We start from the raw sequence: 22,955 nt of genomic DNA, 5'->3' as shown, positions 1-22,955 counted from the left end.
ATGAGACAAACCAGGCTGCAAGTCCCTGGGCTGCTGCTTCGAGCCGTTTCGGTAGCCGCCTTCGTTTTGCTCTGGAAATGGGCCGTGGATGTCAACATCCACTGGCCGCTCCAGTTCGGCAACCTGCCGGACCCTATCGATATCCTGGCGGAATGGTATCGTAATTTGTTTACCCCCCAATATCGGCAGGACATAGCGATCAGCACATCCCGCGTGCTGACGGGCATCGCTCTCGGCTTCACGACGGCGGTGCCTCTTGGCTTATGGATCGGCCTCAAACGGACTGCGAACCATACGCTGTACACCAATCTGGAGCTGTTCCGGCCGATTCCGCTCATTGCTTATTTGCCGGTCGCGATGCTATTATTCCGCACGATCGAAAGCAGCATTATTTTTATTACCTTCATCGGTGCTTTCTTTCCCATCCTGATCAGCTCGCGGGATGCAGCGAGGCGTGTTTCCCCGGCGCTGGTGCAAGCCGCCCGCTGCCTGGGCTGCGGTCCGGTCCGGGCCGTCTGGAGCGTATATTTGCCTGCGATGGCACCTGAAATATTCACGGGCTTGTCTGTCGGCATCGGGGCGTCATGGATGGGGGTCATTACAGGGGAAATGATGTCCGGTCAGACGGGCATTGGCTATTCCACCTGGCAGGCGTATCACCTGCTCGATTACAAGGAGTCGATTATCGGCATGTTTACGATCGGGGCGCTCGGTTATTTATCGTCGGCGTTCGTGCGGACGGTTGAACGGTTTCTTATTCGCTGGCAGTAAGGTATGGAAGGATGCAAGACTTCAGTTATCAAACTAAAAGATCGGGGTGATGGCCCTTGTTTGTCGAATTAAAGCAGGTGTTTAAAGAATACGGGGCAGGGACGAGCCAGTCGGTGCATGCGCTGCAGGATATTCAGTTATCGATAGCCAAATCGGAGTTTGTTTGTTTGCTCGGTCCGTCGGGATGCGGCAAAAGTACGCTGCTGAAACTACTCTCCGGTATTGAGGAACCGACCGGAGGCGAGATCCAAATCGACGGCTCGCCGGTGAAAGGGCCTTCGACCGAGCGCGGCTTTATTTTTCAGGATTACGCGCTCTTTCCGTGGCTCACCGTTCGCGGCAACATCCGGTTCGGCATGGCGATGAAACGTATTCCGCGCCGTCGTCAGCGGGAGCTCCTTGATCAATATTTAATGAAGTTCGGACTTGCCGATTCCGCTCATTTATACCCGAAGCAGCTCTCCGGCGGCATGCGCCAACGGGTAGCCATCGCCCGCGCGTTATGCCTGAACCCGCGAATCCTGCTCATGGATGAGCCTTTCGCTGCACTGGACGCGATCCTGAGGCAAAAAATGCAGGAAGAAGTCGTCCGGATCTGGGAGCGAGAAAACATCACCTTCGTGCTGGTCACGCACGATGTGGAGGAAGCGATCTACATGGCGGACCGTATCGTCGTCATGTCTCCCAGACCCGGACGGATCAAAGAAACGGTCACCGTCAATTTGCCGCGTCCGCGCAGACGGACCGACGCGAGGTTCGTGGAACTGCGCGCCCGGCTGCTGGACTTATTGGAAGACGAGAAGATCAGATCGTACCCGCATGCGGTTTCTCAAACGCTCTTGCAGCAAACGGCGACGGAGTAAGCGTTCCGGGCCGGGAGCCGAGCTACTTAAGCCAGATCCCTGACTTGGCTAAGGTCGGGGATTTTTTGCCGTCCCGGCTTCAGGTTTTTCCCGGCTCATCCAGCTCTGGCCCCAAGACGGTGCAGCGCCGGTTCAAATGCGGGTATAGCCGTAGTACCGAGACGAGAGTTACCGGCGTTAACCGCGGTGCATGAACCGGGGGCGTCCCCCACAGCATGAGCCCATTTGAGTTCGCCGTCGATACAGCAAAGGCCGGCAAGCATACCCTGAGGTATCCTTGCCGGCCTTGTACCCTTGGCCTATTGCTGAACAAGCAATGGCGGATCGCTTTCCTTCGTGCGGGGACTTCGCCGCGAATGCGCCGGAGCTGCACTTGCAGCCCGCCCGCCGCCTCCTTACGGCGCTGCCTTCGCCTTGTCGGCCAGCTCCTGCACGGCTGCCGTCGGTACGGCAAACGCCCATTCACCGCCTTGCTGCGAGATCCACACGACGTCCCCCGCGGCCTTGCCCGCGTACGCGACGGTCGTCTCCGCGCCTGCGGCTTCGCCGGCGACCTTCAGCTCGATCCGCAGGTCCGGCTGATCAAGCCCCTGCACCTCGGATGCGCGCTTCGCCTGCTGCTCCGTGACCAAAGACGCCGCCCGGTCCAAGAACCCGGTCGCATCCGTACCGGTCAACTCGCGTTCGCCGAGCTTCCACTTGGATTCGAACGACGACTTGTCAGGCTCCGTCTTCGTTAACGTCCAAGCCGCGCCCTTCCAGTCCACGGTCAACTCGCGTACCTTCTCGTACTCGACCTTCACAGCCCGCTTCTCCATAAAATCGACCGGCTGCTTCGCCAGCGACTTCACGGTCGACTCGGCGAGCTGGAACACCTCCGGCGCATCGCCGAGCTTCGCATAATACGAGCCGCCGACCGGGACGAGGTCGCCGACGGCCAGCGTCCGTTCCCCTCCGTCCACCAGCTTCACGGTGAACATCTGCTTCGGCGCGGCCAAGCCGAACTGCTCCAGTTCGGCTGCCGCAGCGGTCACGACCTTATCCTTTTTCACCGAAACGAACGTATCCACCCATGCGTCCGCCGAGCTGCTGTCCAGAGGAAGCGCGGTCGGCTTCGTCATCGTCCATCCGCCGTCCTTACGCTCCAGTACCGTTTCCGTATCGCCGTTCTTAACTGTATAGCTTGCCACTTCTTCCTTCTTCACCGTTACAAGGGCAGGCGCCTCTTGCGTTTTCTCTTTAAAAAAATCTTGACTCGACGCATACCAGAATCCCCCGATGCACAGTACCACCAACACGATCGTCGGGATCAACCGTCTCATCCTTTTCTCCTCCTCCACCAAATGAAGCCGCCGATCAGGAGGAACAACAGCGGGAAGACTACGACGGTACCCAGGAAAATCATGTTCGCCTGCTCGCCCGTCACGAGCGCCGTCGACAAGTTGTCGCCTTCCCGCGGCCGGATCGTCACTTGATCCTTCTGCTCCTGCAGCCAACCGACGCTGTTCAGCGCGAAGTCCCGGTTGCCCTGCTGCTGGATGTATCGATCGACAAGGAATGTCGAACCGCCGAGCACGACCGCCTTCGGCTTCTTCTCCTTATTCTCCACGACAAAGCCGAGCTCGAGCGGTCCCGCCACGTCGGCTGCGTCCTTCTTGCTGGTGCCTTGTCCCGCGAGCGCCTTCAAGTCGGTCTCGCCGTAGGCCTTATCCGTCGTAGACAAAATGGCCGTCGCCGGATAATCCGCATTCGGCTGGTCGACCTTCAACGTCACCGCCAGCGTCATGACTGTCAGCAGGTTATATTCCTGCAGCTTCCGCGTAATTTCATGGCCGCTGTACTCCGGCACGATGCTAAGCGGATCGTACATGGCGCTTTGCTTCGGCTCGATCGCAACCGCATGCTGGTCCTTGATGCCGTAGGCGGACATAAGCGCGTCGATATTTTTCCATTTCGAAGACATGTCCGGGTTAAAGCCAAGCGCAAGGTACAGCTTGCCCTTGCCGTCCATATAGGCCTTGACGAGCTCCGCTTCCTTGTCGCTCAGGTCGGTTTCCGGACCGACAATGACGAGCATCTCGGCGTCGTCCGGAATTTTGCCTTCGCGCAGCAGGTTGAGCTCTTTCACCTCGTAGTTCGCGCTTTCCAGACCCGAACGCCAGAGCGTCATCTGCGTCAGCGGAATTTCATTATGCCCGCTCAGGAAATACAGCTTCCGCTTCTCCTTAACGTTAAAATTCACCAGCGCCTGCGTCAGCTTCTCCTCGCCGCTGAAGCTGTAGCCGTTCGGATTTTGTTGGCTCGGCAGGAACATGTCGTAGAAAGGCAGCGTCTTCTTCTGCTCCCCGCTCTGCACCACGAGCGTCCCGGCCGGGTCGACTTCGTACTGCTTCGCGACCGCAGGGTTCGCGACGGCATCGTATTCTTCGAACGTAATCCTGCCGCTGCGCTTCTTGTACTCCTCCACAAGCTCCACCACTTCGCGCTTCATATATGGATTCGTCTCCGTCGTCGTAAACGACAAGATCCGGATATCCTTATCCAGGGCGCTGAGCGTTTGCTTCGTTTGATCGGATAACGTAAATTTATTGTTTTGCGTCAAATCGACCTGCATGTTTTTGGCGGAATTCAAGAAGATCGTCAGCACGATAAAAATGCCGATAACCGCCAGCGACAATACAGTCGCATTCGTTCCGCGGATCCATTTATTCACTTCGCATCTTCCCCCTTCCCGGTTTATCTCCAGCGCTTGCGTTCCAGCACTTGGATGCTAAGCACCAGAAACACCAGAATGAACGTCACGTAGAACAGCACGTCGGCGAAATCGAGCACACCCTTCTGCAGGTCGGCGGCCCGGCTGACGATGGAGAACATGCCGAGAAAATCTTTGACTTTCCCGCCTACCGTATCCCCGAGCCACTCGATCGTCCAGAACACGAGCAGGATGGCGAATGCCGCGATACCCGACACCATCTGGTGCGCCGAGAGTGAAGAGGCGAACAAGCCGACCGCCATCATCGCCGCTCCGACCAGGAACATGGCCAAATACGACAGCCACAGCACCGGCTGATCGAGCGGGCCGTAGGCGCTTAAGATAAGCGGATACAGCAAGCTGCCCGCCACCAGCATCAGCAGCACGGTCAGCGCCGACGCATACTTGCCGACGACGATCTCGGTTATGCTGACCGGCGAGGTGAGCAGCAGCTCGTCGGTGCCCTGCCGCAGCTCATCGGAGACGAGCCGCATCGTCAGCAGCGGGATGATGAACAGAAACACGAACGTCACATTGCCGAACACCGGCCGCACGTCGACCACATAGGGCGGGTACAAGAAATTGGCGCTGAAGAAATACCCCGCGATCACGAAAAAGAAAGCGAACGCCGCATACGCGATCGGCGAATAAAAGTACATTTGCAGCTCTTTGCGGGTCATGGCCATCGTTCTACGCACGGGCGTTCACCTCCTTCTCTTCGGATTCGGCTTCGGCGACTTCGAAGGAATTGGAATCGGAGCCGGCATCAGCATCGTCCAGCTTCTCATCGGTCGTCAGCTTCAGGAAGATGTCCTCCAGGCTGAGGCTCTCCTTCTTCATCGCCAGGATCGGCAGTCTCCGCTCAGCCATCCGGTAGAAGATCGCTTCGCGAATGTCCTCCCGGTCGCTCGCCGCGACAACGGCCTTCACCGTTCCCGACTCAGACCCGGACCCGTCCGCTAAAGACGTCGAACCTTCAGCCGTCGCTTCTTCCCCGGCAGCCGCTTCGCCTGCCCGCTCCTCAAGCGGCGCCGCTATGGCCGGCTGCGATTCGGCCTCGGATGTCAGCTCACGCACCGAGGATACGCCCGGCGTTGCGCGAAGCTCGGCCAGCACCGTCTCGCGCGGACCTTTCACTTCCAGCGACACCTCGAACGTATCGTTCAGCGAGTTCGCCAATTGATCCGGCTGTCCGTCGAGCACGATGCGTCCCTGATGCAGAATGAGCACCCGGTTGCAGAGCGCGTTGATTTCCGGCAAAATGTGCGTGCTCAGCAGCACGGTATGATTTTCCCCGAGCTCGCGGATAAGCTGGCGGATTTCAATAATCTGCTTCGGGTCGAGGCCCGAGGTCGGTTCGTCCAGCACAAGCAGATCCGGTCCGTGCAGAATGGCCTGCGCAAGCCCGATCCGCTGCTTGTAGCCCTTGGACAGGCTGCGAATGATTTGCCGCTCCCGGCCCTGCAGGCCGAGGCGCCCGATCACCTCGCTGATACGCTGCTTCTGCTCCCGTACGGGAATATCCCGTAGGTCGGCGATGAATTTCAAATACGACAGCACGGACATTTCCGGGTAAAGCGGCGGCGTCTCCGGCAAATAACCGATTTTTTGCCGCGCCTTTTTCGGATGATCCGCCATGGACAATCCGTCAATCGCAATCGATCCGCGCGAAGGGTTCAAGTAGCCGGTGATCATGCGCATCGTTGTCGTTTTGCCCGCACCGTTGGGTCCCAGAAACCCCACGATCTCGCCCCGGCTCATCGAGAAATCGATGTCACGGACGCCCCTTTGATTCTCATACAACTTGCTGACCTGTTTGACCTCAAGCACGTCAAAACCTCCCATCGTTAAAACCTATCCTTCATATGCCCTTTACCTACAGCCATTTCCAACTTAAGGCCGGTCTAACCACAAGCAACAGGATAAGGGCGGAACAATAATGCCAGCTTAACCAAAGCTGAAAATTTGCTTAAAAAAATGTGTCTAACTTGTGAACTTTCGGCACTCGTCGCAGAGCTCGAAGCCATTTGGTATAATGGAAGCTACATCCAATCCCTTGCAAGGAGGAACTGCATGGTCATCGCTATCCTCATCCTGCTGTTCGGCATTCTCGTCTTTGTCAGTATCGCCCTGTTGAATCGCGGGCAAACGCAGCGCCGACGCCATCGCGGCGGTACGTCAGGACCCGGCCGTCAGCCGTTGTACGAAGACGGTCCTTTGCCCGAAGCGCTCGGTATCCAGCCGGATCTTCCGCTGAGACCGGCCGTGGAAAGGCTCGAACAGGCGCTTGCCGGGGATTTCCCGGCGATGCTCCGAGAACGTGTGCAGCGAAAGCACCCGCAAATGACGACGTCCGAATTCAACTGGAAGTTCCTTGAATTAAAACGATATTTTCTGATGACGGCGATATTAAAGGACGTACCGATGTTCAGCGAGGCCGTCGACGACATTTGGCACGAAATGCTGATGTTTACCCGCGAATACCATCGATTCAGCGAAGCTTTCGTCGGCTCCGTCATCCATCACGCACCGCACAGCGGCGGAGAACCGGATCCCGGGGGACGGGCATGGTTCGACTGGGTATACGCGAATCTGTTCATCCCGACTCCGTACTCCTCACGGATTTGGACGCCGTTCTTCCGGTATCCGCTCGACCGCGGGCGCCTGGAGGAACTGCGGGAAGCGGACGAGGCCGAGCTCGCTGACCTCCTGTTCAACCGCAAGGCTGCTGAACGTTATCCCGAGATCGGGGAGACGATCGCCCGCTTGATCCGCAAAGCCAAGGAGCAAGCGGCGGACGCCGAGACCGGCGCCGTCTACTCCGCCGAGAAACCCGCGCACGATTCCGCAAGCTACATGCCGTATTTGGCCGGGGCGCTCATCGTATACTCGGCGGCGGATCTCGGCGATTTCGACGATTTGATGGCGCAGCACTACGCTGAGGAGGAGGCGCGCCGCCGGGAACAGGAGCATGCAGCCTCGAGCTCCTCCGGATGCGGCAGCAGCGGCTGCTCCGGCTCATGGAATGACGACCGCGGCGGCGGGAGCGATGACGGGGGCTCCTCGTCCGGCGGTTCGTCTTCCGGCTGCTCCTCATCCAGCTGTTCATCCGGATGCGGCGGAGGCGGCGACTAATAAAAATAGCGGAACTCTGGTGCGCCATTGCCCTTCTCCCGACCCGTGAGGGTTGATCTCGAGGCAAATCCAGCATCATTGTTCCGCTATTTTCGCTATTTTATGGAAGAACCCGGAAACGGGCCGAATGTGGCACTATCATTCCGTTATTGCAGCTGGGCAGAAGCTATTGGCGCCCGCCCCCGCCGGCTTACTTCACCAGCTGTCCGCGCGTCACGCCGAGCTGGTTCGTCGATTTGAGCGTCTTCCAAACGGTCGTTCCCGTAATCTCGCCCCGCAGCGCCCGTTCGTACAAACCGATCACTTCGCGCACCTTCTCCGGCGTTTCTTCAAGAAACTCTGTGCGGTACCGGCCTACGCCGAGCTCCATGAAATTCGCCAGGTATTCCGCGCCCGATTGGTCGATCGCGTTGTACACGGTGTTGCGGCATCCTTCGTCCACACGCACCGGATGCGAGAAGCCGACGCGGTCCTTCAGCGAAGCGCGATGCTCCTCGCAAGGGCGGCCGCAGTTCGTGTAGTCCGTACCGGGACTCATGAACGTACAGTACACGCAATGCTCCGTGTGGAACATCGGCATGTGCTGATGAATGACAATCTCGAGCCGCGACGTCTCGCTGCGGCGCAGCAGATCGACCATCTGTTGGATGTTCAGGTCGTAAGACGGCGTCACGCGCGAAAGCCCGGCATCCAAGAACAGCGACACCGCCTTATGGTTGGCCACGTTCAAAGAAAAGTCGCCGATCAGTTCCGGCTGCGGCTCGTTCGGATGCTCCGCCAAATACCGCATAAACCAGTAAACCGCCCCCGTGTTGCGCACCAGCACCGCATCCGGTCCGAGGTTCAAAAAATTTTTGAAATAGCCCGTCTCTCCGGGCATATGAATGCGCGGCGTCGCAAGCGCAATCCGCTTGCCCGCCCGGCGGCAAGCTTCCACAGCCGCCGGGAACTGCTTGATGAATTCAAAGTCGGCGTAGATCAGATCGACGTTCGTCTCAACGGCCGCCTCCACCTGCGGCAGGCTGCGGCACAGCGCCGTCAGCCGCGCCTGCGCCTTCCCGCCCTGCGGCGTTGCCGGCTTCGCCGGCGCCGCAGGCGTATCGCTATAAACGTCCACCGACCGCTTCACATAAGCGCGCGGGCGCTCCCGCTCGGCGAGCAGCAGCTCCGCCGCTTGGCGGCGCATCTGATTCAGCTCGCGCATCGGCAAGATTAAGTCGCCGTTCAAGTGGACGTCGACCGACTCCAAAGCGAACACCGTACCGCCAAGACGCCCGAACTGCTCTTCGAACAGCGCGGCGTCCATCGGCCGCTTCTCGGCCGGGACGAGCGGAAGCTCGGACTCGACGGTTACCGTGTGCCCGGCGGCCGTGTCCGTCCATACGCTGCGCAGCGGCTGTCCGGCCGCGCCGGTCACCTTCACGCGCACCGGAAAGACGCGGTACGGCTTGTCCGTTTCGTACGTCTGGCGCAGCCGCTTGTCCAGATGCGGATCGTTCGTTTTCCAGATCCGGTCGCCCACATGCACCCGGCTCAAGTCAACATCATTGCGCCCCGGAATAATCTCGATCACGCCGCCCGGCGCCTCGCCCTCGAACTTCGCGCCCTTGCGCCGCAGGTCGTAGACCCGGCCGCCCTCTTCCTTCTTGGTCGGGTCGCCCGCGTCGAACACGATGCCGTCGCCCCGCTTCAACGGCGCCTCAAGCTCGCACACCACGCCGTCGCGGAGGATCTGCTTGACGCGGCCCAAGTAAACGCCCCGGCTTTTCGGATACGTGCCTTCGACAAGCTGTTTATTGTTCGTGCCTTTGAGGAAGCCGTACGTAAAGCCGCGGGAGAAGCTTTGCTCCAGCTCGCGAAGCTCTTCCTTCGTCGGCTGCGGGTTCTCGCCGTCGAAATAACGGTCGATCGCGCGGCGATACTTGCCGACGACGTTCGCCACGTACTCCGGGCTTTTCAGCCGGCCTTCGATCTTGAACGATTTCACGCCCGCCTCGATCAATTCCGGGATCAGCTCAATGGCTGCCAAGTCCTTGGGCGACAGCAGGTACGCCACATCGCCCATCGGTTTCGGCTGCCCGTCTACCATTAAATCGTACGGCAGTCGACAGGCCTGGGCACATTCGCCGCGGTTCGCAGAGCGCCCGCCCCACATTTCGGAAGTCAAGCACTGTCCCGAATACGAGACGCATAACGCTCCGTGCACGAACACTTCCATCGGCAGCTTCGCCTGCTCCCCGATCTGCCGGATTTGCTTCAAATTATTTTCACGCCCGAGCACCACAATCTCCATATTGTACGGCTTCGTAAACTCCACCGCTTCGGGCGACGTAATCGTCATTTGGGTCGAGCCGTGAATCGGGAAGTCCGGAGAGATCTCCCGAATCAACCGCACCAGCCCCAAATCCTGCACGATAACCGCATCGACGCCTGCATCGATACAAGCTTCGATCAGCAGCCGCGCATCATCCAATTCCTCTTCGAACACCAGAATGTTAAACGTCAAATACCCCTTGACCCCGTATCGGTGCAAGAACGACATAATGTCCGGAAGCTCGTCCGTATAAAAATTGTTCGCCCGAGCCCGCGCGTTAAACTTCTCCACCCCGAAAAAGACGGCGTCCGCTCCGTTCGCCACCGCCGCCCGCATGCAATCCCAATCCCCCGCCGGAGCGAGCAGCTCGATATCCGTTTTACGTATGTCCCGCATGATAAAATCCCTACCTCCAAGCCGTACAGCCAGTTTATATTCAGCTACCGGTCATCGCTTTTTTTTCTAGTGTACCAGAAAGCGGCCCGGCAAACCATTCGGCGCCCCTGCGGCTCTTTGATCCGAAAGGATCAAATTTTAATCAATTCATGCTCGAACTTAAAGGAAAGATGTCAAAACATGACGAATTACATACAGGAGCAGCACTGCCCATCCCCCGCTTCACCTATCGCAGCGGCGGAAATCCCGCGCCCCTTCTAACCGGGAGGGCACCCATTTATTACCAGTTATGATGGGCAAAAGATTCCTGTATAGTAAAAGCAAGTTTAAAATGGTGGAGGACCGCCAATCATGTTCAAAGACTTTATTGCGAACGCGTCGATACTCGTCGCTTCCTTTTTTATTATAGGACAATGGTTCAAAGAACGACCGCTCCACGTGGACTCTCCCTGGCCGACAAAAGTGTTCGCGGGGATCTGCTTCGGGCTGCTGGGCGTTCTGCTGATGATTTTCAGCATTCACGTGGAATCGGACGTCATCGCCGATCTGCGGCATATCCCTATGGTCATCGCCGCCCTGCAGGGCGGGCCGATTCCGGCCATCATCGCAGGCGTATTCATCCTTTGCGGACGCATCGGCTTGTTCGGCGCCTCTTTCGCCGCCTTCACGTCGGGTGGCATGATGCTTCTGATCTCCGTCGTATGCGGCTTCCTGGCAGGACGCAAAGGACTTACCCTGCTGCGTTTCTTCGGGTTGAACGTCTTCGCGATGACCGGCATCTCCATCATCATTCTGATTAACTTGAATCAGGCCGGCAATCTGAGTAAAGCGCCTCTGGTTCTGACGAATCAATGGCTCGTTTCCACGGGCGTCGGACTGCTGTCGGTATACATTTTTCTAAATATCATCCGTTCTCATGCCTCCATTCGGAAGCTGCAGGAAAGCGAGGAGCGATACCGGCACCTCATCGCTTCGTCACCGGACGCTACGCTGGCGATATCCGGCCGCAACATCGTGTTCATCAACGATAAAGGCTTGAAGCTGCTTCATGCCGCGTCTCCGAAAGATATTTTAAACCGTCCGATTGTCGACTTCATCCATCCGTCGCTCTTGGAGAAAGCCTACCGGGACTGGCAATCCATAAAGGCAGGAACGCTGAAATCGGACTTGATCGAGCAGCGGTTTTTGCGTTTGGACGGAACGACGGTCGAAGTCGAGCTGTCCGTCTCTCCGATTGTTTATCAAGAAGAAGGCGCCTATTTGATTACCATTCGGGACATCACCGCCCGTAAAAATACCGAGAAAAAGCTGCAGGACGCGCTGGGGAAGCTGCAAAAGCTGTCCGACCTCGACGGCTTGACCGGCATTCCGAACCGCCGCAAGCTGGACGAGTATTTGCTGCAAGCTTGGAACGAAGGAGCGGCCGGCGAATCGACGCTGGCTTTCTTTTTATTCGACGTCGATTATTTCAAGTACTATAACGATCACTACGGGCATCTGGGAGGAGACGAGGTGCTTCGCGTCATTGCCGCCGTCGCCAGCGGGCTGCTGCACGAGCACGGGCATTTTGTCGCCCGTTATGGCGGAGAGGAATTTGCCGCTGTCCTGAAAAACGTATCGCTCCAGGAGGCCTTCCACTTAGCCGAAGAGTTTCGTTCCCGCATCGAACGTCTGGCGCTCCCGCATGCGCAAACGAAAATCGCGGAACACGTGACCGTCAGCGTCGGTTTGACTGCAATCGTTCCCGATACGGCCGGCACCCCCGAGCAGCTTGTCGAATATGCGGATAAAGCGCTGTACCGGGCGAAGGCCGAAGGCCGCAACCGCGTAGCCGTCAGCTTCCCGGACTACGACCGCGAAAGTTAACAAAGGCGGCCATCCGTGCTATAATGTCTGGGGTAACACCCAATTTGTTGCTTACGGACACGGCCGTCTGGGCCGGATCGCCTGCAAGCTGCCTTAATGAGGGATTTGTTTTGAAACGTACTCCTTTCCGCAAGTTGGTTGTAACCGCGCTCGGGCTGCTGCCGCTTGCGGTTCTTCTTGTTGTTCTGTTTGGCGGCGACAAAACGCTCGAGGTGCGCATGCTGTATGCGACGCAGGGCGATGCGTTCGACCCGGCCGCATATGGCCAGCTGCGCCAATCGCTGCTGGCCGGGCTCGTTCTCGAGAAGCAGGATCTCGCCCGTTTATCGGCGCGAAAGCTGCACGATTACGACACGATTTACCTGGACCCGTCCCTGCACCGGTCGTTAACGGATGCTCAGCGCCAGTCGCTTGAGGCTTACGTTCGGGGGGGCGGGCATTTGTTCCTTGAAAATGCGTTCGCCGCCGATTTCGAGCCCGCCTTTCTCGGCGCGGCTCGTCTGGTGGACGTGCCTGCGCCCGATCGCGAGGCGCTCCCGACAGCAGCAGGCGCCACCCTGTGGACGTATCCCGGCGTCGATGCCGATTTGCTCGGCATTCAGCAGGTGCTGCGCACGTTCGCCGATACGTTCTTCCGTCATGATACGGACGGCAGCTTGAGCCGTTTTTCTTGGGGCAAGGGCATGGTGCCTTCAACGGCCAAGACGCTTGTGGCGATGAACGGCATCTCGCTGTATACGGTGAACCGCTACGGAGAAGGCACCGTCTTCCTGAGCGGCACGCTGCTGCCCAACCGCTATTATTTAACCGGCTACGACTTGAGCAGCGGCATGGATCCGGCGCTTGGCTTCGATAAGCTGGCCGCCGAAGAGAATGCCGCGATCCGGCCGAAGACCGGCGCGCTTTATTTCGACCGCAGCCAGCTTCCCGTGGAACCGTACTTTCATTTTACGTTCTCGGCGGGCAATGCGCTGATGCGCACCGAATACGCCGCTTACATATCCAAGCTGAAGCTTGGTTACAGCGTGAAGAAGACGCTCGGCCCGTATGGGCGGCCTGCGATGGCGCATCAGAATCATTTTGAGGCGATGGAGGCCATTCGCGACGGGGAAGGCATCCAATGGGCGGAATTGCTGAAGAAACATCAGCAGATCCCGTCGTTCTCGCTCGTCCGTTCCGCGTTCACGTGGGGGCGTTGGCAGGAATCCGTCGTCGTTCATCTGAACACGGGAACGAACGCGAAGCCCGCCTTCGCCGGCGAAACGCCGAACTCGTTCTACTCCAGCGGCACGCGGCTGCTGGCGGACGGCGCTCCGATCCGGCTGGCCGCGTACCCGGAGTACCGGTCGCTCGGCGATCCGATTACGCAGCCGGTGCGGGCGGTACCCGCGCTCGCCGATCTGACCCGCGACGGGCGGATCGATTTGGCCGTCGGCTCCAGCGACGGCGGATTGTATCTGTACCCCGGCCTCACGGCCGGCGGCGAGGCCCATCCGGCGCAGGCGCTCCCTGCAGGGCAGGCGCCGCCGCTCAGCTTCGGTCCGCGCGAGCCGCTCCGCGACACCGGCGGCGCTCCGCTGACCGCAGGCGGTCCGTGCGCCGGTGTCGCAGCGTACGATCTTAACGCCGACGGCCGGCCGGATCTGCTGATCGGCCGGGCCGACGGCACGCTCGCCGTCGCTTACGGCGCAGCCGACGGCCGGTTCACCGCGCCCGCTCCGCTGCTTGGCGGCGGGCAGCCGATTCGCGCCGCTGCACCGCTGGCGGCGGCCGTCGGTGACGTCACCGGAGACGGCATCCCCGACCTTGTGGTCGGGGATGGCGATGGTGCGGTGACGCTGTTTGCCGGCGCGCGGGGGACCGGCGGCGCGCCCGGGTTCGGGCGCGGGCAGGCGCTGTTCCGGCTGCCCGCGGCGTTCGCTGCGCCGTCCGTCCGCGACATGGACGGTGACGGACGCGCCGACCTCGTCGTCGGCGGCCTGGAAGGCGACCTGCGCGTCTACGTGCAGCAGACGGACGCCGCAGGCGCCATGACGTGGCGCGCTGCCGGCGTCGTGGAAGGCGCGACCGTGAATCAGCTGGGCAACCATGCGCTTGTCGGCGGCCATAACGCCGTTCCGCTGTGGGCGGATCTGAACGGCGACGGCTTGGACGACCTGGTCGTCGGGCAGCTCGAATTCAGCGCCCCTTATCCCATCGACGAGCCCGGCTTTCCTTACAAGGAACAGCTCGCCGAGTTTATTCACTATAGTGCGGAACATCGACTGGAGTTGTACCCGCATCTTTTCTTTCACCAATATACAAGCGACGCGCAGGAGAAGCAGGAAATCGCCCTGCACCGGCAGGCGTTCGACAAGCTCGGCATCCCGTGGAAACAGACCGGCACGAACCAGCATACGTGGCGCATCAACAACCCGGCGCGAACGCAGACGTTTACGAACGAACGGGAAGCGGACATTTGGTTTAACTTCGGCTTCAAGCCTTCGTTCATCAAAGCCGATCCGCGGCTCGGCGTCGAATACAACTGGGGGCTGCCCTTCCTGATGACCGACTCCGGCGGCGCGCCGGATCTGAAGCAGCCGATGATGCTCTACACGCCGGCACCCGTGCTGCGGACAGACCCGAACACGTCGACGAAAGACTTGTTCGAAGCCTATGTCGCGAACGACATGCCGATCGATTATTTCGAGCATATCGAGTACCATTTTCCGCTGCGCGTGAACGAGCTGCTGGAATTCGTTCAATATTTGGACGAGCTGCGCACAGCGCATAACTATAATTTTATGACGGAACCGCAAATGGCCCGTACGTTCATGAACGCGATGACGACCGATGTGAAACTGCACCGCTCCTGGATGGACGCCGTGACCCTGCGGTTGAACAGGATGCTCGGCCTGCCGGCCGACCCGCGGTTCACGGCTACGCCGGACACAGCTTCCGTACCTGAACAGGCGGCGGAATACCTCGGCACGCTCGGCCTCGTCGTCGAGCCGGGCAGCGCGTACACCGGCCGGCAGCCGACGACGCACGCCGACGTGCGCGATCTGCGCGGCGGCAAACTCTACTTCGGCGCGCCGGGGCCGACGGAAGTGCGCTTCGTCAAGCCGGACACGGCCGCGGCGGACACCGCGCCTCTGCACATGCAGCGCGTGAACGTGCCGTACGTGCTGAAAGCGGCCCCGGGCCGCTGGACGCTGCGGCTCGACGCGGCAGGCATGCAGCAGGTGAAGCTGCAAAGCGCGAAGCCGCTTGTCATCGAAGGGCCGGATGCGGACGTTCGGCATGACGCAGCAGACGGCACATACACGGTCACGCATTACGGCGACCCTGTAGAGCTGACGATTACTTGGAGCGAGCCGTAGTCCGGCGCTTGATCGGTCGCCGCTCCAAGGACCGGTAAATCGGCGCATCCATAGCGCATCATGGTTCGATCATTCAACAATCGACTGTTGACGTTCCAACGTTCCAACGTCCCTGTTTCGTTAAAGCTACAATTCTTGAGGAGGCTTCCCCATGCAAGAACTGCTTGAAGAGCTGGAATCGCATATCAAAAGCCGCTACGACATCGCCGATGACGACGACGACTTCACGGTTGACGTTCATCTGTTCGACTACGGCTTTATCGATTCCATCGGCGCGACCGCGTTGATCGCGCATATTGAGAAGACGTACGGCATCCAAGTGACGCCGCAAGATCTCATGCTGCATCCTATGAACACTGTTCGGGAAATCGCATCGTTCATTCATCTCAAGAAGGCGAGGTAACGCAAGGTGGAATGTATCGTATCCCTGGAGGGCCTTGCCCCCAGCCAACACGGACAAGTGAAATACGCTGCTTCGTTCATTGACGAGACGATCTCGGACATTCGGCTCGAAGGCACGACCCTTCGCATCGTACACGAATCTCCGAAAGGCAACGGCGCGATCGAAGATCGCGTCCGCAAGCTGATCGACCGTTTCTCTCAAGGGGACTTCGGCTTTAAGGAAAATATTCTTTTCGAACACAAAACCGTTACCCCGTACGAGCAGGATATTATCGCCGAGCTCGCCGCCAAGAAGATCATCAAGGTGCTGGAGCCGGGCCTGTTCATCTTCCGCGAGCCGTTCTCGAGCTTGATGCGCTTCTTCGACTACAGCTTCGTGTCCAAGATCGCCAGCCGCTTCGAAGGCGTCACCACGGAAGAATATCCGGCCGTCATTCACGCCGACTCGCTGAACAAAACGAACCATTTCACTTCGTTCCCGGAGCACATTCATTTTCTGACTCACCTGCGGGAGGATTTGGACATCATCGAAGCGTTCTCCCAAGCGGTCCGCGACAACGGCGGTTGGCAGCACGACGCGCCGCTGGATCTGAACGCCAACATGCCGAAGCCGAAGTTTACAATGAACCCTTCGACATGCTACCACTGCTACGAAGGGCTGCAGAACGAGACGCTCGATGGCGATGGCGTCGTGGTCACGGCAATCTCCAAATGCCATCGCTTCGAATCGCGCAACCATACCGATTTCGGGCGTTTGCTCGACTTCAGCATGCGCGAGATCATCTTCGTCGGCAAACCGGAGTTCGTGAAGGAGAACCGACTTCGCGCTATCGAATATTTGAAAGAGCTGGCCGTCGAATGGAACGTGGACAGCGTGATGGAAATCGCCAACGACCCGTTCTTCACGAACGATTTCCAGGTAAAGGCTTCGTTCCAACGCAATCAAGAGATGAAATACGAGCTCAGACTGACCATTCCGCATATTAAGAAATCGATCGCCTGCAGCTCGGTCAATTTCCACAGCAATACGTTCGGCAACGCCTTTAATATCAAAACGGGCAAGCGTCCCGCCGTCACCGGCTGCGTCGGCTTCGGTATCGAGCGGTGGACGTTCGCTTTCCTGGCCCAATACGGACTGGACGAGTCTGAGTGGCCGGCTGCGTTCCGCGAGCAATATCACGCTTGGCAGCTAAAATCGGTCTAACGCGTTATGATGTCAAAGACATTTGCCCTGTTACGCAAAAACAGCTTCGTGCTTCTGCTGCTCGCCGCTTTCGTGCTGTCGGATCTCCTGATCTCGTATTGGGATCCGATGGTGACGTCGCGGCGTTTTTACAAAAACGACTTTACCAAGACTTTATATCATCACGGGTGGCAGAATCACGGACCGGTCTTCTACGGCAATTCGGCGGTCACCGGCGCTTACATCGAGCAAGATTCCAGATCCAAGCTGATCGAGATGGGCTTGTCCTATGGCAAGCTGACCGATCTGAAGGCGATTCTCGAGCAAGGACGCTTTCACGTCGAAGACCAGCTCGTCATCGGGATTGACGTTCATACGATGCTCGATATTTTGGAGACGGACCCGACCTACCCGTGGTTCAAACCGTGGTACCAGCCGTACGTCTACGCATACCGCGATTACTTCCGCGACTCGGGCACGGAGGCCGTCCGGCAGCTCTACAAGGGCATCACCCGGCTCGACGCCGCCGAACTGATCCGCTACGAGCCCCGCTGGATTGACAAAGAGCTGTACTTCGGCCGCATCGAAGCGGACAAGCTGAAGGCCAAGGAGGCCGATTACGACCGCCGGTTCGGCTGGGTCTCGCAGCACGAGTACAAGGACAATCTGGCGGCGCTCGATTGGATCATCCGGTATGCCCAATCCCAAAGCTTGCCGCTGCGGGTCGTCTGGATGCCTTGGAATCGCGATTACGCGCTGCCCCGTTACATGCCGGGACTGCAGCAGGACGTTAACGCCCGCTTGCAGGCGGCCGGCGTTCCGACGCTCGATCTGCTGACCGCGTACGATCCGAAATATATGCACGACTTGGTTCACTTGAGCCGTCAAGAAGGCGCGCCCGTGTTTACGAAGGAGGTGGACGCGTGGCTCGATTCGCTCGCCAAATCATCGAAGTGATTGTGTACTTGGCCATGCTCGTCTTGGTGCTCGTTTATTTTACCGGCAAAGGGCTGTTCATCTACGAAGGTTTCTAACCGAGGGGGCGGCAGTCCAAGCTTCCGGTCTGCAACCAGCGCCTTCCCGAAATGCACGCAGCCGCGCCCCGCGCGCTTGGAGGATTATACATGTGGTACTTGAATATGAACGCCGTGATCGCCATCATCGGCATGGTGCTGGTGCTTGCGCTCACCCGCCGCTGGCCGGGCAACAAGCGATACTTGCTGCTGGCGTTCAATCTATGCTTTCTGTTCGTTTTTAGCCAGAAGCTGTTCGTCTTCTATCTCGTTTACACCGCCTTGAACTACTTGGCGTTTCTTTGGCTGTGCCGGACCACGAGATGGCGTCGTACCATGTTCGTGCTGCTCATCGCAGCCAACGTAGCAGCCGTCTGCTCGCTCCGGCTGTTCGGCATGGAGCTGTTCACGCATCCGCTGTTCGACGCCGTCATAGCCCTCGGACTGATTTACAACGTTCTGAAGGTGGTCGACGCCCTTTACTTTGCGTACTTCATCGGGAAAGAAGCCCGTACTAAGGCGCTGGACTATTTTAACTATATTTTGTTCATTCCGACCTTCACGTCCGGCCCGATCTTGAAATTCCGCGATTTCATGGCCGATACAAAACAGCCCTATCAGGTGGACGCAGCGCAAACCGAGGAGAACGTCAAGCGCATCATCTTGGGGATGTTCAAAAAGATCGTGCTGGTCACCTGGATGACTGACGTGTTCAATCACGTGTCGGCGCAGGAGCTGCACACACACCAATCGCTGTTCTTGATGGTGTGGTTCTACGCGCTCATCTTCTTCGACTTCTCGGGGTACTCGGATATCGCCGTCGGCTTCGGGCGACTGATGGGCTACAACATCCCGGAGAACTTCAAGAAGCCGTTCCAATCGCCTACGCTCACGCAGTATTGGCGCAACTGGCACGCCACGCTGGGCGACTGGTTCCGTGATCACATCTTCATGTTCGTCTCGCGCCAAACGCCGACCAAATGGACCGCAGCCGGTCTCTCCCTGCTCGTCATGGTGCTGATCGGCCTGTGGCACGGGTTCAGCTGGCTGTACGTACTGTGGGGCGTCTACCACGGGCTGCTGCTTGGGCTGGAAAACTTGCTCGGCTACACGACCGTCAACAAACGCAAAGTATCGCGCGCCTACTTCTACGGTCGCTGTGCGTTGACGCAGCTGTTCGTGACGGCCGCCGTCATCGTCTACAGCGGCAATAGCGAAGCCGTCTACAAGATTTACCGCGGCTTGGCAAACTGGCCGTGGTAACCCCGTCCAGGCACGATACGCCAATAAAAAGCAGCGTCTTCCGGAACCGTCAACCGATCCGGAAGCGCTGCTTTTTATTCGTTTTTCCGTACTCTTATTTATTCCCCGTTTAACTGGCGTCGGACTGCCGCACTTGGCGCTCTTGGCGCTCCTGCCGCTCCGGTCTTTCAATTAAGTCTAACCCGGCAGATTGCACCGCACATTGAACTTGATTTCCATTCAATTGAAGCATCAGTTCGCCAACCGGCTGGTATACGCTATTGCCATCCATCTTATGAATATGTACGCTGCCGGACTTGAGATTAATGTTCAACGACAGCTGGTCGGGCAGCTCCACTAAACAATGAAACTTTTTAAAGCTGTTTGGGAAACGTAGCCACGTGCCTGTAACAGCTTCTACGATTTGTGTGTCCTTCATTCTTATTATACGAACCACCCTCTCTTTAAAAAGTGTGATGATCTAAGCTGCCCTTTGCGAAGACATTTTCCATTATAAGTCAAAGGTGTTACAAAGTAACGGGAACACTGTCGAGCGTTTTGTCGAAACCGAAAATCTTTCGAAAAAGTTTTCGATAGCGGTTTTGAAGCCTGTCTTCCTTCACTTTCTTCATTTGTTGAAGATCATCATTTGATGCTGGCAGGAGGGATTCACTTCCGTAAGATCCATTTAAGAATGATTTTCATTCTCTTTTAGACAAAATTTTCACCATTCATCGACATGCAGGCGGTCTGTTTGTGTTTAGTCACTTTTGCAGCACCTTAACAGCTTCCAAAACTACGTGCTGTTCTGGCAATCCGTTTCCGTTGCAGGTATCGTCATGGCGCTGATCGGCGGACAAAGACCGATAGCCGTTCTTACTTTTGGGTACACTGTTAGGGATAATCGCCATCCTGTCTGATAGAACCGGATGGCTTGCCTTGTTCACGAAAACTGACACTTTAAGACCAGGCCGACTAATGGTATAATTCTGGTTGAATTGTTGTTTGTACACGCGTACATTTAGATTTCCATCATTCGGAGGTGTCTTATGAAGTTAGGGGTTTTTACGGTCTTGTTTCAACAAAAACCGCTGGAGGAAGCGCTCGATCTGATCGCCGCGCAAGGACTTGAAGCGGTCGAAATCGGCACCGGCGCTTGGCCGGGCAATTCGCACTGCGATCCGGACGTTCTGCTCTCGGACGATAGCAAGCTGAAAGCATTCAAGCATGCAGTTGAGTCCCGCGGACTAACGATTAGCGCGCTGAGCTGTCACGGAAACCCGCTGCACCCGCAGAAAGCCGTCGCCAAAGATTACCATGATACGATTATCAAAACGGTCGACCTCGCGCAGCGGCTCGAAGTGCCGGTCGTCAACACATTCTCCGGTTGTCCCGGCGACTCCGAGGACGCGAAATATCCGAACTGGCCGGTCGCCCCTTGGCCGCCTGAATTTCAAGAGATTTTGGATTGGCAATGGACCAACAAGGTGATTCCGTACTGGACGGAAACGGGGAAATACGCTTCCGACCGCGGCATCAAATTCGGCTTGGAGCTGCACGGAGGCTTTTCCGTACATACACCGGCTACCTTGCTTCGTCTGCGTGAAGCGGCAGGCGACGTCATCGGCGCCAACCTTGATCCGAGCCATATGTGGTGGCAGGGTATAGATCCGGTACAGGCGGTGCAAATTCTCGGCCGCGCCGGAGCGATTCACCACTTCCATGCGAAAGATACGACGATTGATCCGATCAACGTTAATCGCTACGGCTTAACTGATATGCAGCCTTACACGAATATGCTCGACCGCGCTTGGCAGTTCCGCACCGTCGGGTATGGCCATGATATCAAAACCTGGGCTGACATCATCAGCGCTTTGCGCCTCGTCGGTTACGACTATGTCGTCAGCATCGAGCATGAAGACGGCCTGATGTCCGTTGAAGAAGGCTTCACCAAAGCGGTCCAAAACTTGCAGCAAGTGCTGATCAAAGAACCGCTCGGCCAAATGTGGTGGGTGTAAGCAGCAGAAAACAAGGGGCTGTCCCAAAGCTGAACTGCACCCCGTCAAGTAGACAGTACAAAAAATAAAAATCAGTTAAGCGGCCTTTGTCCTGAATTCCATGGGACTGAGGCCGTTTAGTTTTGCTTGTAATCGTTCGTTATTGTAAAAATGGATATAGTCATCTATGTCCTTTTTCAGTGCCTCAAAGCTGCGGTAGGTATGCAAATAATATTTCTCGCATTTCAACGTTCCCCAGAATGATTCCATGGGGCCGTTGTCGATACAGCAACCTACCCGGGACATGCTCTGTTTCATTTTAGCTTCATCCAACATCTCCTTAAAGCGCAATGACGTGTACTGGAAACCACGGTCGCTGTGGAGCATTGGCCGGCTTTTAGGCGCGGCACGCAGGGCCAATTTCAACGTCTTAAAGACGAGAGGATTGTTGTTGGAGTGCCCCAATACATAGGAAACAATGGATTTATCATGGAGGTCGAGAATGGCGCTTAAATATGCCTTCTGACCGTTTCCGTATTTGAATTCCGTTACGTCGGTTACCCATTTCTGATTTGGTACGTCCGCTTGGAAGTTGCGATTAAGCAGATTTTCAGCCACCTGTTGCGGTGTAGAGCGTTCATACTTCTTTTTCTTTCTGCGGATCACTGACTGAATCCCCTTTATCTTCATCAGGCGTTGCACGCGCTTATGATTAATGGGTCTCTTGGTTTGGCGACGCATATGCAGCGTTAACTGACGGTAGCCGAAGGTGCCCTCAACCTTCTCGTACAAGAACATCATCACTTCCGTCAGTTCCTGGTTCTCTGCTTCGCGAACACTCGGAACGCGATGAAGCCATTTGTAATAGCTCGACCTTGGAATCCCCGCAACCTCGCACAGAAGCTGTATGCTGAGCGACTCCGCTTGCTGAATGGCTTGGATAGCTAGGTAGACGTTCTCTTGTCGCAGTGCGCTTAGGGACGCCTCCTTTCGAACTCCTGCAACTTTTTTAGAAAAGCATTCTCCGCCCGGAGTCGTTCATTCTCGTACTCCAGCTTCTTCATGGCGAGCTTATGATGATCCGCATCGGTTAGCTCCTCTGGTGCCTTCGTACGCCCTCTTCCGTCCCGTAGAGCCTCTTGGCCTGCTTCATATTTCTTGACCCATCCGTACACTTGCTGATAGGAAACCTGGAAATGATTCGCTGCTTTCTTATACTCTTGTCCATTTGCAAGGCAGTACAGGACAATGTCAATCCTCTCCTGCCATGTTGTCGAGCGTCCCTTGGTCATAGCTGTTCCCCCTGTATAAGCCCTTAAGCTACTATGACCATTATACTTCTTTATCCAGCGCGAGAGTTGATTTCGGCTGGCCATCTTGTACTTATCGATCACCTGATACTGCGATAATCCACCTTCAAGATAGTCTTTGACGGCTTGGAGTTTAAGCTCGGCAGAATAACTGCGATTACGGGTGCGAACCTCCAATCCTTCATTGCCATACAAGCGATACCGACGACGCCATTTGGCGATGGTTGTTTTGGTAATGCCGAAATCTTTGACTGCATTTTTAATGCTAATACGACCCGTTTCGATTTCCTGAATGATGGCGAATTTCTCTGAGGCTGTCCGTTCTTTTATAGACATGAAAAATGCTCCC

17 protein-coding genes are annotated in these 22,955 nt (G+C 57.2%); 10 read left to right on the top strand and 7 right to left on the bottom strand.

The window, feature by feature from the left end; genetic code table 11:
- Entirely contained in the window at positions 1-771 is a 771-nt protein-coding gene (locus ACZ439_RS14380) for an ABC transporter permease (protein ID WP_127608702.1), read from the top strand.
- Positions 772-827: 56 nt separating this feature from the next.
- Complete coding sequence (locus ACZ439_RS14375) at positions 828-1,634, top strand: ABC transporter ATP-binding protein (protein WP_464619820.1); 807 nt, start codon at positions 828-830, stop codon at positions 1,632-1,634.
- A 395-nt stretch (positions 1,635-2,029) separates the two neighbouring features.
- Here ACZ439_RS14375 and ACZ439_RS14370 read toward each other — a convergent pair whose 3' ends face one another.
- From ACZ439_RS14370 to ACZ439_RS14355, 4 genes are read right to left on the bottom strand one after another with little or no spacing between them, the layout of a single operon-like run.
- Entirely contained in the window at positions 2,030-2,956 is a 927-nt protein-coding gene (locus ACZ439_RS14370; protein ID WP_464619819.1) for a DUF4340 domain-containing protein, read from the bottom strand.
- Positions 2,953-4,347 carry a GldG family protein gene (locus ACZ439_RS14365; RefSeq protein WP_054800331.1) on the bottom strand — a complete coding sequence of 465 codons (1,395 nt, stop codon included), beginning with the start codon at positions 4,345-4,347 and terminating at the stop codon, positions 2,953-2,955. Before ACZ439_RS14365 ends, ACZ439_RS14370 begins: the two co-directional genes overlap by 4 nt.
- Before the next feature lie 23 nt (positions 4,348-4,370).
- Complete coding sequence (locus tag ACZ439_RS14360) at positions 4,371-5,084, bottom strand: ABC transporter permease subunit (RefSeq protein ID WP_174817596.1); 714 nt, start codon at positions 5,082-5,084, stop codon at positions 4,371-4,373.
- Positions 5,077-6,216, bottom strand: coding sequence for an ABC transporter ATP-binding protein (locus tag ACZ439_RS14355; protein ID WP_201317871.1), 1,140 nt, complete (start codon positions 6,214-6,216; stop codon positions 5,077-5,079). The genes ACZ439_RS14360 and ACZ439_RS14355 overlap by 8 nt, the downstream gene beginning before the upstream one ends.
- A 243-nt stretch (positions 6,217-6,459) precedes the next feature.
- On the opposite strand from ACZ439_RS14355, the gene ACZ439_RS14350 reads away from it, so the two are divergent.
- Complete coding sequence (locus ACZ439_RS14350) at positions 6,460-7,521, top strand: hypothetical protein (RefSeq protein ID WP_054798282.1); 1,062 nt, start codon at positions 6,460-6,462, stop codon at positions 7,519-7,521.
- Between the two features lie 190 nt (positions 7,522-7,711).
- Here the strand turns inward: ACZ439_RS14350 and ACZ439_RS14345 are convergent, their stop codons facing one another.
- Positions 7,712-10,231: a U32 family peptidase gene (locus ACZ439_RS14345; protein WP_464619818.1), complete on the bottom strand. Its 2,520-nt coding sequence runs from the start codon at positions 10,229-10,231 to the stop codon at positions 7,712-7,714.
- A gap of 351 nt (positions 10,232-10,582) precedes the next feature.
- On the opposite strand from ACZ439_RS14345, the gene ACZ439_RS14340 reads away from it, so the two are divergent.
- From ACZ439_RS14340 to ACZ439_RS14315, 6 genes are all read left to right on the top strand, one after another.
- On the top strand, positions 10,583-12,097 hold the full coding sequence (locus ACZ439_RS14340; protein WP_464619817.1) for a diguanylate cyclase domain-containing protein: 1,515 nt from the start codon (positions 10,583-10,585) through the stop codon (positions 12,095-12,097).
- A 110-nt stretch (positions 12,098-12,207) separates the two neighbouring features.
- Positions 12,208-15,459 (top strand): FG-GAP repeat domain-containing protein, encoded by a 3,252-nt coding sequence (locus ACZ439_RS14335; protein WP_464619816.1) that lies wholly within the window; start codon positions 12,208-12,210, stop codon positions 15,457-15,459.
- A gap of 151 nt (positions 15,460-15,610) precedes the next feature.
- Positions 15,611-15,862 carry an acyl carrier protein gene (locus ACZ439_RS14330; RefSeq protein WP_054798620.1) on the top strand — a complete coding sequence of 84 codons (252 nt, stop codon included), beginning with the start codon at positions 15,611-15,613 and terminating at the stop codon, positions 15,860-15,862.
- 6 nt (positions 15,863-15,868) lie between these two features.
- Positions 15,869-17,065 (top strand): class-II aminoacyl-tRNA synthetase family protein, encoded by a 1,197-nt coding sequence (locus ACZ439_RS14325; RefSeq protein ID WP_127608694.1) that lies wholly within the window; start codon positions 15,869-15,871, stop codon positions 17,063-17,065.
- Between the two features lie 6 nt (positions 17,066-17,071).
- A complete protein-coding gene (locus ACZ439_RS14320; RefSeq protein WP_464619815.1) occupies positions 17,072-18,001 on the top strand; it encodes a hypothetical protein in 930 nt (309 codons plus the stop codon).
- 167 nt (positions 18,002-18,168) lie between these two features.
- Positions 18,169-19,320, top strand: coding sequence for an MBOAT family O-acyltransferase (locus ACZ439_RS14315; RefSeq protein WP_141336193.1), 1,152 nt, complete (start codon positions 18,169-18,171; stop codon positions 19,318-19,320).
- A 109-nt stretch (positions 19,321-19,429) separates the two neighbouring features.
- Here ACZ439_RS14315 and ACZ439_RS14310 read toward each other — a convergent pair whose 3' ends face one another.
- Positions 19,430-19,738 carry a hypothetical protein gene (locus ACZ439_RS14310; protein ID WP_054798619.1) on the bottom strand — a complete coding sequence of 103 codons (309 nt, stop codon included), beginning with the start codon at positions 19,736-19,738 and terminating at the stop codon, positions 19,430-19,432.
- A 610-nt stretch (positions 19,739-20,348) separates the two neighbouring features.
- On the opposite strand from ACZ439_RS14310, the gene ACZ439_RS14305 reads away from it, so the two are divergent.
- Positions 20,349-21,317, top strand: a complete 969-nt coding sequence (locus ACZ439_RS14305; RefSeq protein WP_127608692.1) for a sugar phosphate isomerase/epimerase family protein — start codon at positions 20,349-20,351, stop codon at positions 21,315-21,317.
- A 75-nt stretch (positions 21,318-21,392) separates the two neighbouring features.
- On the opposite strand, the gene ACZ439_RS14300 is transcribed toward ACZ439_RS14305, so the two are convergent.
- Positions 21,393-22,942, bottom strand: a protein-coding gene (locus ACZ439_RS14300) for an IS3 family transposase (protein ID WP_464619814.1) whose coding sequence is annotated in 2 segments (ribosomal slippage) — positions 21,393-22,297 and positions 22,297-22,942 — 1,551 coding nt in all. Because the reading frame shifts where the segments join, the coding sequence is not laid out codon by codon here.
- Positions 22,943-22,955: the final 13 nt, after the last annotated feature.

This window comes from Paenibacillus sp. JCM 9796 (genome assembly GCF_055379675.1).
Note: the sequence above shows the minus strand (reverse complement) of the source record. Positions and strands in the feature narration are given on the sequence as shown.

Excerpts from the sequence above, each read along its gene's own strand:
- ACZ439_RS14380 (WP_127608702.1), top strand. The coding sequence starts at position 1 with ATGAGACAAACCAGGCTGCAAGTCCCTGGGCTGCTGCTTCGAGCCGTT.
- ACZ439_RS14370 (WP_464619819.1), bottom strand. The coding sequence starts at position 2,956 with ATGAGACGGTTGATCCCGACGATCGTGTTGGTGGTACTGTGCATCGGG.
- ACZ439_RS14350 (WP_054798282.1), top strand. The coding sequence starts at position 6,460 with ATGGTCATCGCTATCCTCATCCTGCTGTTCGGCATTCTCGTCTTTGTC.
- ACZ439_RS14345 (WP_464619818.1), bottom strand. The coding sequence starts at position 10,231 with ATGCGGGACATACGTAAAACGGATATCGAGCTGCTCGCTCCGGCGGGG.
- ACZ439_RS14340 (WP_464619817.1), top strand. The coding sequence starts at position 10,583 with ATGTTCAAAGACTTTATTGCGAACGCGTCGATACTCGTCGCTTCCTTT.
- ACZ439_RS14330 (WP_054798620.1), top strand. The coding sequence starts at position 15,611 with ATGCAAGAACTGCTTGAAGAGCTGGAATCGCATATCAAAAGCCGCTAC.
- ACZ439_RS14320 (WP_464619815.1), top strand. The coding sequence starts at position 17,072 with ATGATGTCAAAGACATTTGCCCTGTTACGCAAAAACAGCTTCGTGCTT.
- ACZ439_RS14315 (WP_141336193.1), top strand. The coding sequence starts at position 18,169 with ATGTGGTACTTGAATATGAACGCCGTGATCGCCATCATCGGCATGGTG.
- ACZ439_RS14310 (WP_054798619.1), bottom strand. The coding sequence starts at position 19,738 with ATGAAGGACACACAAATCGTAGAAGCTGTTACAGGCACGTGGCTACGT.
- ACZ439_RS14305 (WP_127608692.1), top strand. The coding sequence starts at position 20,349 with ATGAAGTTAGGGGTTTTTACGGTCTTGTTTCAACAAAAACCGCTGGAG.